The organism is Nocardia abscessus, assembly GCF_015477775.1.
Lineage (GTDB): Bacteria > Actinomycetota > Actinomycetes > Mycobacteriales > Mycobacteriaceae > Nocardia > Nocardia abscessus_A.
Map to the genome: position 1 here is coordinate 147,876 of NZ_JADLQO010000015.1, position 12,216 is coordinate 160,091.

At 68.9% G+C, this 12,216-nt stretch carries 11 protein-coding genes; 7 read left to right on the forward strand and 4 right to left on the reverse strand.

Going from position 1 to position 12,216, the window contains the following annotated elements:
• Nucleotides 1-229: 229 nt before the first annotated feature.
• Complete coding sequence (locus IU450_RS30635; protein ID WP_195153205.1) at nt 230-799, reverse strand: C40 family peptidase; 570 nt, start codon at nt 797-799, stop codon at nt 230-232.
• Nucleotides 800-1,383: 584 nt separating this feature from the next.
• Between IU450_RS30635 and IU450_RS30640 the strand changes: the two genes are divergently transcribed.
• Both IU450_RS30640 and IU450_RS30645 read left to right on the forward strand, forming a co-directional pair.
• Complete coding sequence (locus IU450_RS30640; protein WP_195153206.1) at nt 1,384-3,168, forward strand: DEDD exonuclease domain-containing protein; 1,785 nt, start codon at nt 1,384-1,386, stop codon at nt 3,166-3,168.
• 5 nt (nt 3,169-3,173) lie between these two features.
• Nucleotides 3,174-3,449 (forward strand): Lrp/AsnC family transcriptional regulator, encoded by a 276-nt coding sequence (locus IU450_RS30645; protein WP_195153207.1) that lies wholly within the window; start codon nt 3,174-3,176, stop codon nt 3,447-3,449.
• Between the two features lie 227 nt (nt 3,450-3,676).
• Here the strand turns inward: IU450_RS30645 and trpD are convergent, their stop codons facing one another.
• Nucleotides 3,677-4,738, reverse strand: coding sequence for an anthranilate phosphoribosyltransferase (trpD, locus tag IU450_RS30650; protein ID WP_195153208.1), 1,062 nt, complete (start codon nt 4,736-4,738; stop codon nt 3,677-3,679).
• A 231-nt stretch (nt 4,739-4,969) separates the two neighbouring features.
• Nucleotides 4,970-5,401: a hypothetical protein gene (locus IU450_RS30655; RefSeq protein ID WP_195153209.1), complete on the reverse strand. Its 432-nt coding sequence runs from the start codon at nt 5,399-5,401 to the stop codon at nt 4,970-4,972.
• 199 nt (nt 5,402-5,600) lie between these two features.
• Here IU450_RS30655 and IU450_RS30660 point away from each other — a divergent pair, with 199 nt between their 5' ends.
• The 4 genes from IU450_RS30660 to IU450_RS30675 all read left to right on the forward strand — a co-directional run bounded on the left by IU450_RS30660 (nt 5,601) and on the right by IU450_RS30675 (nt 10,056).
• On the forward strand, nt 5,601-6,212 hold the full coding sequence (locus tag IU450_RS30660) for a cytochrome c oxidase subunit 3 (protein WP_195153210.1): 612 nt from the start codon (nt 5,601-5,603) through the stop codon (nt 6,210-6,212).
• 85 nt (nt 6,213-6,297) lie between these two features.
• Nucleotides 6,298-7,161, forward strand: coding sequence for a c-type cytochrome (locus IU450_RS30665; RefSeq protein WP_181723481.1), 864 nt, complete (start codon nt 6,298-6,300; stop codon nt 7,159-7,161).
• Nucleotides 7,162-7,264: 103 nt separating this feature from the next.
• The gene (locus IU450_RS30670) at nt 7,265-8,440 is read left to right on the forward strand and encodes a ubiquinol-cytochrome c reductase iron-sulfur subunit (RefSeq protein WP_416382922.1); all 1,176 of its coding nucleotides are present in this window, start codon (nt 7,265-7,267) and stop codon (nt 8,438-8,440) included.
• Nucleotides 8,437-10,056, forward strand: a complete 1,620-nt coding sequence (locus IU450_RS30675) for a cytochrome b (protein ID WP_195153211.1) — start codon at nt 8,437-8,439, stop codon at nt 10,054-10,056. The genes IU450_RS30670 and IU450_RS30675 overlap by 4 nt, the downstream gene beginning before the upstream one ends.
• A gap of 65 nt (nt 10,057-10,121) precedes the next feature.
• On the opposite strand, the gene IU450_RS30680 is transcribed toward IU450_RS30675, so the two are convergent.
• A complete protein-coding gene (locus IU450_RS30680) occupies nt 10,122-10,622 on the reverse strand; it encodes a polyadenylate-specific 3'-exoribonuclease AS (RefSeq protein WP_043722688.1) in 501 nt (166 codons plus the stop codon).
• 185 nt (nt 10,623-10,807) lie between these two features.
• Between IU450_RS30680 and IU450_RS30685 the strand changes: the two genes are divergently transcribed.
• Nucleotides 10,808-12,193: a class II 3-deoxy-7-phosphoheptulonate synthase gene (locus IU450_RS30685; protein ID WP_195153212.1), complete on the forward strand. Its 1,386-nt coding sequence runs from the start codon at nt 10,808-10,810 to the stop codon at nt 12,191-12,193.
• The last annotated feature ends 23 nt before the right edge of the window (nt 12,194-12,216 follow it).

The window sequence follows — 12,216 nt, forward strand, 5'->3', positions numbered from 1 at the left end:
GTGCAGCCACAGCCCGCGGTGCCCCGTTCTCTCGTGAAGCGATCTCTCGTGAAACCGACGCGGAGGCCTTCCTGAACTCCGGGGTTTGCGCGCCGAAAACCCGGGGTAATCAGTGGAAGGTCTCGGTTAGGTTACGGAACGGCCGTGGTCGATGTCCAGTAGAGAACGAAACGATCACGCCGACCGTGTCGCGGTCGGGCCGCGCGATCGCGGCCCGACCAGCTGCTTCTCAGAAGCGGCGAGCGCCCGCGATCGGCATGGAGGAGATCGGCGCCACCTGCACGGGCGTGCCGGAGGTGGCCGCGTGCACCACGTTGCCGTCGCCGGCGTAGAGGCCGGAGTGGCCGCCGCCGTAGAACGAGACGACGTCGCCCGGCTGCAGGTTGTCCAGCGACACCGGGCTGCCCGCGGCGAGCTGCGCGCCGCTGGTGCGCGGGAGCTCGACGCCCGCCTGGCGGTAGGACCACTGGACGAGGCCGGAGCAGTCGAACGCGTTGGGGCCCGCGGCGCCGTAGACGTACGGCGAGCCGACCTTGCTGAGCGCGGCGTCCAGGGCGACCTCGCCGGAGGACTTGGGGGCGGTGAACGGGAGGGGAGCGGGACCGGGCAGCTCGAGGCCCGGGAGAGCCGGCGGGACCGGGATCTCGTTCGGAACGTCGAAGGTTCCCACGCCGGGGATGCTCACCGGCTGGGCCGACGCGGGGGCTGCGGGCAGCAGGAACGCGCCGATGGTGGCAGCGCCGACGGCCCCGGCGGCAACAGCGCGCTGTGCGTGACGCTTGACGGCGTTGGTCGTCATGATGCGGTACTCCCAATCTGCCTCACGACGCCGGCACCCGGTGGTGCCGCGGGACTTCGTCGGCACCGCACCGATCGGCGCGGCGGACTCCGTGAGGTCTCGAAAAGGTTACGAACACATCACGGTCATTTGTAAAGCGGCGGGGAATGCGAAAAGGCGATGCTCAACAAATTGTCGGCTAATCGGTGTGAGATATGTCCCATCGAATCACGAAAAGATAACGACGGGGAAATCTCGTGCCGAGGCCGAGTTCGGGCGGCTGCATCCGGCCGTCGACGCTCCGGTGGTCGATGGGGTGTTTTGCCAGGTGGCGGCAGGGAATCTGCCGTAGATCCGAGTATGGTCGCCCGTTCGTACGCTGTAGAGCCGTGCATGGTCGACACACCCGGCCGCGGGCGATCCCGTTCCTCTGGACGCGCCGCAATGTTTGATACAGTTTTCTCTCTTATGTGATCTGGGTCTCTTTCGGGTATTTCTAGATCATTTCCCGGGTATCGCCCGAGAATCCGCACGGTGTTATTCGCGCATCGCGTGCCGTGTTCGCGGGCCCGTTTCTGTCGGACCTCGGCCCTACGCTGCACGCCGTGCCCGACCCCGCGCCGCGCCCGGCCGCCGCCCAGCAGCTGGCTTTCGACGAGCTCGACACGCCCCTCTACGACACCACGTTCGTGGTCGTGGACCTGGAGACCACCGGGACCAGTCCCGGCACGGACGGCATCACCGAGATCGGCGCGGTGAAGGTGCGCGGCGGCGAGGTGCTCGGCGAGTTCGCGACGCTGGTCAACCCGGGGCGCACGATTCCGCCCGCGGTCGTGCACGTCACCGGCATCACCACCGCGATGGTGTACGCCGCGCCGCGGATCGAGGCGGTGCTGCCCGGCTTCCTGGAGTTCGCCGCGGGCGCCGTGCTGGTCGCGCACAACGCCCGGTTCGACATGGGGTTCCTGCGCGCCGCCGCGGCGCAGTGCGACACGCCGTGGCCGCCCGCACAGGTGCTGTGCACCGTGAAACTGGCGCGGCGGGTGCTCGGGCGCGACGAAGCGCCCTCGGTGCGGCTGAGTTCGCTGGCTCGGTTGCTCGGCGCCGCCACCCAGCCGACCCACCGTGCGCTGCAAGACGCCCGTGCGACCGTCGACGTGCTGCACGCGCTGATCGGGCGAGTCGGGAACCAGGGCGTCCACAGTCTCACCGAGCTGCTCGACTATCTGCCCGACGTCACGCCCCGGCAGCGCTCCAAGCGTGTCCTGGCGGCCGACCTCCCCGCTTCGCCCGGGGTGTATCTGTTCCGCGGTCCTTCCGATGAAGTCCTATATATAGGTACGGCCGTGAACCTGCGCCGCCGTGTCCGTAACTACTTCACCGGTTCGGAGACCCGCGGCCGGATGAAAGAGATGGTGTCGCTGGCGATTCGGGTCGACCATGTGGTGTGCGCGCACGCGCTCGAGGCGGGCGTGCGCGAACTGCGGTTGCTGGTGGCCCACACCCCGCCCTACAACCGCCGATCGAAGTTCCCGAAGCGGGCATGGTGGCTCACCCTCACCGACGAGCCGTTCCCCCGGTTCTCGGTGGTGCGGGAACCGTCCCGGGATGCGCTGGGGCCGTTCAATTCCCGCAACGATGCCGTCGACCTCGGGGTGATCATCGCCGAGTTCACCGGGCTGCGCACCTGTACGGCGCGGTTGTCCAGGAAGGCGATTCACGAGTGCCCGCCCGCGCTCGTCGGCGGGTGTCCGGCGGGCTCAGGGGGAAGGGCGCTGGGCAGCGCGGAATACGCACCCGTGCCCGCGCTCGTGCGCGCGTTGTTCGCCGGGCGCAGCGACGCGCCGATTCGGCTCATGCTCGATCGGATCGAAACTCATTCGCGCGCGGAGCATTTCGAGGCGGCGGCCCGGGTACGCGACCGCGCCGTGCGGGTGGTGCGCGCGTTGCGCCGTACCCAGCGCCTGGCCGCGCTGGCGCGCATAGCCGAACTGATCGCCGCGCATCCCGACGGCAACGGCGGGTGGGAGTTCGCGGTGATCCGCTACGGCCGCCTCGCCGGGGCCGGCACCGCGCCGCGCGGTGTACCGCCCATGCCCATCGTCGAACAGATCGTGGCCGCCGCGGAAACGGTGATGCCGACAGTGGTTTCCGGCCACACCGGCTCTCCTGCGGATGATGCCGCCCCACCGCTGCGGGGCGCCGTGCCGGAGGAAGTGGCGCTGGTCGTCCGCTGGCTGGCGCGGCCGGGGGTGCGGATCGTGCGGACCACCGAGGGGTACCACGAGCCCATGTTCGGCGCGGCGCGGTGGCTGGGCTGGGCGCAGCTCGCCGACGCGGCGGTCCGCGCCCAACCGACCGAGCAGGCCTATCTCGACCGCCTAGGCTGAGCACCATGATTACCGCGATCGTCTTGATTCACGCCGACAACGGCCGCATCCCCGAGACCGCGCAGGCGGTCGCGGACACCGAGGGCGTCGCCGAGGTCTACTCCTGCGCCGGTGACGTGGACTTGATCGCGATCGTGCGGGTGCGCGATCACGAGCGGATCGCCGAGGTGGTGACCGGCCGGATCGACAAGACGCCCGGTGTCCTGCGCACTACGACGCACATCGCCTTCAAGTCGTACTCACGAGCCGAAGTCGAGGCCGGGTTCTCGCTGGGCGAGTAGTGCCGCTCGATACCCGGCCGCGGCGCACCGCGAAATAGGCGGCGTCGTTCGGCGCGAGTTCTCCGACCACACCGCCCGAGCGGACCGGCGGGTCATCCCCAGGTGCCGGACGCCGTGGGTGCGGTCGCGGTCTCCATGTCGGACCCCGTCGCCGACCTCGAACAGCCGTCAGGGTCCTCATGTACGCACCGTCGTCGAACGCCCCGCAGGCCTCGACCGACCCCGCCTCAGCTGTCGCCGAGCGTCTGCGTCAGCTTCGCCCAGCGCTCCAGCAGCGCGGCCGCATTGCCCGCATCGATCGCCTCGGCGGCGCGGTCGATGCCCGCGGCGAGCGCGGCGTGCAGGTCCGCATCCGGATCGCCCGCGCCGCGCGACCAGTCGTAGGCCACGATCGCCGCCGCCGAATTCAGCAGCACCGCGTCGCGGACCGCTCCGCCGCGACCGGCGAACACGTCGCGGGCCACGCCCGCGTTCACCTCCGCGTCGCCGCCGCGCAGCGCGTCCAGGTCGACCCGGGGAATGCCGATGCGAGTGGGGTCGATGGTGGTCTGACGCGTCCGTCCGCCCGAGACGATCCATGCCTCGGTGGTGTCCGAGGTGGTGATCTCGTCGAGCCCGTCGTTGCCGCGCACCACCAGGGCGCTGGCACCGCGTTCGGCGAATACGCCCGCGATCACCGGGAGCAGGTCGGCGAACGCGCAGCCGACCAGCCCGGCGCGCGGCTGCGCGGGGTTGGTCAGCGGTCCGAGCACGTTGAAGACCGTCGGGATGCCGATCTGGCTGCGGGCCGCCCCCGCGTACCGCAGGGCGGGGTGGAACACGGCCGCGAAGCAGAAGCCGATGCCGACCTCCCGCACACAGTGCGCCACCGACTCGGGACCGAGCGCGAGCTTCACGCCGAGCGCCTCGAGCACGTCCGCGCCGCCGCTCTTGGACGACGCGGCCCGGTTGCCGTGCTTGACCACGGGAACCCCGGCCGAGGCCACCACGATCGAGGACATGGTGGAGATGTTCACCGAGCCCGACCGGTCACCGCCGGTGCCGACGATGTCGACCGCGTCGCCATCGATCCGCACCAGCCGGGCGTGCTCGAGCATGCCCGTGGCCAGGCCGGTCAGCTCGGTGGGCGTCGGGCCCTTGATCTTCATCGCGACGCCGAACGCGGCGATCTGCGCGGGGGTGGCGTTGTCGGACATGATCTCGTTCATCGCCCACGACGTGTCGTCCGCGGCCAGGTCGCCACCGTCGGCGAGGACTCCGAGCACCTGGGGCCAGCTGCGCACGCTCATTCCACTTCTCCCGTCACACTGGTTTCGCGCACCAGTTTCTCCTCGAGGAGCCTAGCTGTGTTCGATCGGCCGCGACTCCGTCGCGGGCGTGTTCGCGGCCCCCTTGTGGCGAACGGCGCATGCTCGGCCTCGCTTCGCTCGAAACCCGTGGTCGGTGTGCTGTGGTTCCGCCGATCGGGGTGGCGCCGCGGTCCCGGAGGAATCGCCCGGAGACGTGGGTCGGCGGTCCGTTCATGGGTGCGGCCGCGGTTGCAGGGCGTCCCAGCCGTCGGCGGTGCCGTCGTGACGCTGGGCGAGACCGGCCATGCGCGAGCGTTCCTGGGCGCAGTGCAGGGCGTCGAGCAGCTGCATGCGCTGGAGGATCACCGTTTCGAGCGCGTCGGCGGCCGGGCCGCCCACCTGGGGCGCGGGGGAGTAGCCGTCCTGTGCGGCGATCGCGCAGACGGTGTCCACGTGCTGGGGCGGGATGCGCAGGTGGTGGCGCAGCACCGCGGGTGCGTCCGGCGTCAGTCCGGTCGCGCGCGCCAGCGCGGTCGAACACGCCTCCGCGTCGTCGAAGCAGGACGCGACCACGATCAGGTCCGCGCGGTCGGGGTCCAGCGTCGTCGGCCGGTCCCGCCGCAGTAGCCGCCGCCACAGCCGGGATGCCACATGAGCCTCCATCTCAGGTTCTCCTTACTCTCGCCTGTCATGCTGTCCGGGCGTTCGTCCGCGGGTGCGACCGGTTCCAGGCTCGCGCACACCGCTCGCCCCACGCCCTCGCCTGGTCGAGAGCCCGCCCTTCCCTGCGTTTTCCGACACGGAGAAACGAGTTTCGTACCCGGGTATTGGCGTCGTACTACGACGAGTCATACTTACCCCCGTGACGACCGCAGTAGGGACCCCAGGATCGGCCATTACCCAGCGTGTGCATTCGCTGAACCGGCCCAACATGGTCAGCGTCGGTACCATCATCTGGCTGTCGAGCGAGCTGATGTTCTTCGCAGGCCTGTTCGCGATGTACTTCGTCGCGCGCGCCCAGGCGCACGGTCACTGGCCGCCGGAGCCGACCGAGCTGAACCTGAAGCTCGCCGTGCCGGTCACGGCCGTGCTGGTCGCGTCGTCGTTCACCTGCCAGATGGGCGTGTTCGCCGCGGAGAAGGGCGACGTGTTCGGCCTGCGCCGCTGGTATGTCGTCACGTTGGCGATGGGCACGTTCTTCGTCCTCGGCCAGGGCTACGAGTACATGAACCTGGTGCACGAGGGAACGTCGATTTCCAGCAGCTCCTACGGCTCGGTGTTCTACATCACCACCGGCTTCCACGGTCTGCACGTCATCGGTGGTCTGATCGCGTTCGTGTTCCTGCTGGTGCGCACCAAGGTCAGCAAGTTCACACCGGCGCAGGCCACCGCCGCGATCGTCGTCTCCTACTACTGGCACTTCGTCGACATCGTGTGGATCGGGTTGTTCGCCACGATCTACTTCGTCCGCTGATCGTGGACGTCGCGCCGCCGAGCGGGCGCGGCGAGACCCAAGATCTTTCGCACAAGTCGGTTCCGTCTACTCCAAAGGGACACAGATGAGTTCATCTCCCCCGTCAGCGCCAGAGCCCGCCAGCCCCGGGAACGGCCAGGCCAGCAGGACGCGCAGGCAGCGCCGCGTTCGCCGTCGCATCGCGGGCGGACTTGCGCTGCTGGTGGGCCTCGTCGGAGCAGGCTTCCTGGCATCGGCCCTGACGCCGGACCCGCAGCGCGCGACCGCGCACCAGGACCAGTCCGCGCTCATCCGCGAGGGCCAGCAGCTCTACGACACGTCCTGCATCACCTGCCACGGCGCGAACCTGCAAGGTGTGGCCGACCGCGGTCCCAGCCTGATCGGCGTCGGCGAGGCCGCCGTCTACTTCCAGGTGTCCTCCGGCCGCATGCCGATGGCGCGCAACGAGGCCCAGGCGCAGCGCAAGCCGCCGAAGTTCGACGCTCACCAGACCGACGCGCTGAGCGCCTACGTGGCGGCCAACGGCGGCGGTCCGACCGTGCTCCGCGACGCCGACGGCGAGGTCGCCCAGGAATCGCTGCGCGGTGCGGACATCGCCCGCGGGTCGGAGCTGTTCCGGATGAACTGCGCGTCCTGCCACAACTTCACCGGACGCGGCGGCGCGCTGTCCTCCGGTAAATTCGCACCGCCGCTGGCGCCCGCCAGCGAGCAGCAGATCTACGCCGCGATGCTCACCGGCCCGCAGAACATGCCGAAGTTCTCCGACCGCCAGCTGAGCCCGGAGGAAAAGCGCGACATCGTCGCCTACGTCAAGAACTCCTCCGAGGAGCACAGCCCGGGCGGCTGGGATCTCGGTGGATTCGGTCCCGCGACCGAGGCCCTGGCCATCTGGGTGGTCGGCATCACGCTAGTGGTCGGCGCGGCGATGTGGATCGGATCCCGGTCGTGACCGGTCAGCGCCCGGAGTCGGTAGCTCGCGTGACCACGGAGGGCGCCCCGGTCATGCCGAAAGGACACAGGTCATGAGCGATAGGGATAAGGAGCGAGACGACATGGGTCGCCCGGATGAGGGCCACGACGCGCACCAGTCGAAGGAGCAGCCGGTGAACGCCCCCGCGGCGGAGCCGACCGAGGCCGATCTCGACAAGATGTCGCGCGACGAACTGGTCAAGCTCGGTACCGAGCGCGACGGCGTAGACGTCGCCTACCGCCGCGAACGCTTCCCGATCCCGGGCACCCGGGCGGAGAAGCGTGCCGAGCGCGCCGTGACCTTCTGGTTCGCGGTGTCCGGCATCGCGGCCGCGGCGCTGGTCGGCGTGTTCCTGTTCTGGCCGTGGGAGTTCAAGAGCAAGGAAGACGAGGGCCACGCGGCCTACTCGCTGTTCACCCCGCTGGTCGGCCTGACCTTCGGCATCTCGGTGCTGGTCATCGGCGTCGCGGTGGTGCTGATCCGCAAGCTGTTCATCCCCGCCGAGCTGTCCATCCAGCAGCGCCACGACGGTCCGTCGCCCGAGGTCGAGCGCCGCACCCTGGTGGCCGAGCTGCAGGACGCGCTGGACACTTCCACCCTCGGCCGCCGCAAGATGATCACGCGCACCGCGGGCGCGGGCGTCGGCGTGCTCGGCATCGGCGCGCTGCTGGTGTTCGTCGGCGGCATGATCAAGAACCCGTGGGCCAAGGGCGACAAGTCGCCGCTGTGGGTCTCCGGCTGGACCCCGGACTTCCCGGGCGAGACCATCTACATCCGCCGCGACACCGGTCGCCCGGATGACGTGGTGCTGGTGCGTCCGGAGGATCTCGACGCGGGCGCCATGGAGACGGTGTTCCCGTGGAAGGAGAAGTGGCGCGGCGACGAGCACGCGACGCTGGATTCCCTGCGCGGCATCCGCAACGCCGTCATGCTGATCCGCCTGCGCACCGAAGACGCGCAGAAGGCGATCAAGCGCAAGGGCCAGGAGAGCTTCAACTTCGGCGACTACTTCGCCTACTCGAAGATCTGCACCCACCTCGGCTGCCCGACCTCGCTGTTCGAGCAGCAGACCAACCGGATCCTGTGCCCTTGCCACCAGTCGCAGTTCTCCGCGACCGAGTGGGGCAAGCCGGTCTTCGGTCCCGCCGCTCGCGCGCTGCCGCAGCTGCCGATCACCGTCAACGCTGAGGGCTTCCTGGTCGCCAACGGCGACTTCATCGAGCCGCTCGGCCCGGCCTACTGGGAGCGCCGTTCATGAGTCCTTCTGTCGCAGCCCAAGCCAACGAGGCGGACGAGCGGTATCGCGCCGCCGCGTTCATGAAGCGGTCGATCAACAAGGTCTTCCCGACCCACTGGTCGTTCCTGCTCGGCGAGATCGCGCTCTACAGCTTCATCATCCTGCTGCTGTCGGGCGTCTACCTGACGCTGTTCTTCGACCCGTCGATGAGCCACGTCGTCTATGACGGCGCGTATCAGCCGTTGCGCGGTGTGACGATGTCGCGGGCGTACGAGACGGCGCTGAACATCACCTTCGAGGTGCGCGGTGGTCTGTTCGTGCGGCAGGTGCACCACTGGGCGGCTCTGCTGTTCGCCGCGTCGATCATCATCCACCTGTTCCGGATCTTCTTCACCGGCGCGTTCCGCAAGCCGCGTGAGGCGAACTGGGTGATCGGTTCGCTGCTGCTGATCCTGGCCATGTTCGAGGGCTTCTTCGGCTACTCGCTGCCCGACGATCTGCTCTCGGGCACCGGCCTGCGGGCCGCGTTCGGCGGTATCACGATGAGCATCCCGATCGTCGGCACCTGGATGCACTGGCTGATCTTCGGCGGTGACTTCCCCGGCGACATCATCATCCCGCGCTTGTACATCGCGCATGTGCTGTTGTTCCCGGGCATCATCCTGGCGCTGATCGCCGCGCACGTGGCCCTGGTGTGGTACCAGAAGCACACCCAGTTCCCCGGCCCTGGCCGCACGGAGAACAACGTGGTGGGCGCGCGGATCGTGCCGGTGTTCGCCGCCGACCAGGGCGCGTTCTTCGCCTTCACCCTCGGCATCGTGGGCATCATGGGCGGCGTGTTCCAGATCAACCCGATCTGGAACCTGGGCCCGTACAACCCGTCGCAGGTGTCGGCGGGTTCGCAGCCGGACTTCTACATGATGTGGACCGACGGCTTGGCCCGTTTGATGCCGCCGTGGGAGCTGTACCTGGGCCGCTACACCGTGCCCGCGGTGTTCTGGGTGGCGCTGATCATGGGTCTGGTGTTCGCCGTGCTGATCGCCTACCCGTGGATCGAGAAGCGGCTCACCGGTGACACCAGCGCGCACCACAATCTGTTGCAGCGTCCGCGTGACGTCCCGGTCCGGACCGCGATCGGTTCGATGGCGATCGCGTTCTACGTGGTGCTGACGCTGTCGTGCGTCAACGACATCATCGCGCTGAAGTTCGACATCTCGCTGAACGCGACCACGTGGATCGGCCGCATCGGCCTGCTCGTCGCCCCGCCGGCGGCCTACTACATCGCCTACCGGTTCTGCCTCGGTTTGCAGCGCAGCGACCGCGCGGTGCTCGAGCACGGCATCGAGACCGGTGTGATCAAGCGTCTGCCGCACGGCGAGTACATCGAGGTGCACCAGCCGCTCGGCCCGGTCGACGACCACGGGCACCCGATTCCGCTGGAATACCAGGGCGCCCCGGTCCCGAAGAAGATGAACCAGCTCGGTTCGGCCGGCAAGCCCGGCACCGGCAGCTTCCTGCGGCCCGACCCGCAGGAAGAGAGCGATCGGCACTTCGAGATCGAGCACGAGGAAGAGCACCGGCAGTTGAAGGTGCTGCAGCAGGCGCAAGAGGCGGCCAACGGCAAGCACGGCCACTGACCCCAGCCACACGACGGCCCCGAGTCGAATCCGACTCGGGGCCGTCGCGCGTCACGGCGCGCTCGTCACAGACGCGGTGCGGCGCGGCGAGCGGCTTCGATGGCGTCGAACTTGGCGAGGTTGTGCCGGGCATCGGCCAGCGCGTCGTGCGCGTCCGGCGGGATCGGAGGCAGCTCGGGACGGCCGTGTGCCTCCCAGTGCTGACGCAACTCGTTGGTGTAGCGCGGCAGCGCGTTCGGCAGATCGACCATGGAGCCCCACAGCTGACACAACGCGACGTGGTCGTAGGCGGAAACCCAGGCCCATAGCTCCGGTTGCACGGTCGGCCGCGGCACCAGGAACGCGTACAGCTCGTCGCGGATCCGGTCGCGGCTGCGCCACAGCGGCGAGGACGGCGAAGGCAATTGCGGAAGGACGAACTTACGGACCCACGGGCCCGCCCGCTCGGCATCGAATTCGGTGGACACCGCGTAGTACTCCCTGCCGTCCTCGCAGACGACGCCGATGGAGACCAGATCGATGGTCACACCGTCCTCGATGAATTCGCAGTCGTAGAAATATCGCAGCGAGATCGGTCTCTCCTCGGCTTCAGGTGCCGTTGTGGCAGGTACGGGTTCCTGGCAACCCTATGGTGACGGCGGCGCCGGGTGCGCAAGGGCCCATGCGGTGGAGATTTCCGCCACCTTGGTGCGGTCTTTCGGCACTGCTACCGGCTATCCCCGCAGGGGTAGCGGTCCGTATTCTGAAACACGTGAACTGGACCGTCGACGTACCCATCGATCGCCTGCCGGAACTGCCGCCGCTGCCCGCAGAACTGCGCAGGCGGCTGGACGACGCGCTGGCGCGACCCGCGCTGCAGCAGCCGTCCTGGGATCCGGAGCAGGCGGCCAAAATGCGCACTGTACTGGAGAGCGTGCCGCCGATCTGCGTGCCCGCCGAAGTGGAGGAGCTGCGCGAGCAGCTGGCCGAGGTCGCCCGTGGTGAGGCGTTCCTCATGCAGGGCGGCGACTGCGCGGAGACGTTCGCCGACAACACCGAGCCGCACATTCGCGGCAACATTCGCACCCTGCTGCAGATGGCGGTCGTGCTCACCTACGGCGCGAGTATGCCGGTGGTGAAAGTCGCGCGGATCGCCGGTCAGTACGCCAAACCGCGCTCCTCGGACGTCGACTCGCTCGGGTTGAAGTCGTACCGCGGCGACATGGTGAACGCGCTGGCCGCCGACGCGGCGCTGCGCGAGCACGACCCGTCGCGCCTGGTACGGGCCTACGCCAACGCGAGCGCCGCGATGAACCTGGTGCGCGCGCTCACCGGCGCGGGCATGGCCGACCTGCACAAGGTGCACGACTGGAATCGTGACTTCGTGGCCAAATCGCCCGCCGGCGCGCGCTACGAGGCGCTGGCCGAGGAGATCGACCGCGGCCTGGCGTTCATGACCGCGTGCCGGGTCAACGACCCGAGCCTGAAATCCGCCCGGATCTACGCCAGCCACGAGGCGCTGGTGCTGGACTACGAGCGCGCCATGCTGCGGCTGAGCGAGAACGCCATCGGCGAGCCGGTGCTCTACGACCTGTCCGCGCACTTCCTCTGGATCGGCGAGCGCACCCGTCAGCTCGACGGCGCGCACATCGCGTTCGCGGAACTGGTCGCCAATCCGATCGGCCTGAAGATCGGCCCGTCCACCACGCCCGAGCAGGCCGTGGAGTACGTGGAGCGGCTGGATCCGAACAACGAGCCGGGCCGTTTGACCATCGTCTCCCGCATGGGCCACAGCAAGGTGCGCGACGTGCTGCCGCCCATCATCGAGAAGGTGCAGGCCACCGGTCATCAGGTGATCTGGCAGTGCGACCCGATGCACGGCAACACGCACGAAGCGTCCACCGGCTTCAAGACCCGTCACTTCGACCGCATCGTCGACGAGGTGCAGGGCTTCTTCGAGGTGCACCACGCGCTGGGCACCCACCCTGGCGGTATGCACATCGAGCTCACCGGCGAGGATGTCACCGAATGCCTCGGCGGCGCGCAGGACATCTCCGACCTGGATCTGTCCGGCCGCTACGAGACCGCCTGCGACCCCCGGCTGAACACTCAGCAGTCGCTGGAGCTGGCGTTCCTCGTCGCCGAGATGCTGCGCTGAGAATCGGACCGGGCGTTTGCGCG

Excerpts from the sequence above, each read along its gene's own strand:
- IU450_RS30635 (WP_195153205.1), bottom strand. The coding sequence starts at position 799 with ATGACGACCAACGCCGTCAAGCGTCACGCACAGCGCGCTGTTGCCGCC.
- IU450_RS30645 (WP_195153207.1), top strand. The coding sequence starts at position 3,174 with ATGATTACCGCGATCGTCTTGATTCACGCCGACAACGGCCGCATCCCC.
- trpD (WP_195153208.1), bottom strand. The coding sequence starts at position 4,738 with ATGAGCGTGCGCAGCTGGCCCCAGGTGCTCGGAGTCCTCGCCGACGGT.
- IU450_RS30655 (WP_195153209.1), bottom strand. The coding sequence starts at position 5,401 with ATGGAGGCTCATGTGGCATCCCGGCTGTGGCGGCGGCTACTGCGGCGG.
- IU450_RS30665 (WP_181723481.1), top strand. The coding sequence starts at position 6,298 with ATGAGTTCATCTCCCCCGTCAGCGCCAGAGCCCGCCAGCCCCGGGAAC.
- IU450_RS30670 (WP_416382922.1), top strand. The coding sequence starts at position 7,265 with ATGGGTCGCCCGGATGAGGGCCACGACGCGCACCAGTCGAAGGAGCAG.
- IU450_RS30675 (WP_195153211.1), top strand. The coding sequence starts at position 8,437 with ATGAGTCCTTCTGTCGCAGCCCAAGCCAACGAGGCGGACGAGCGGTAT.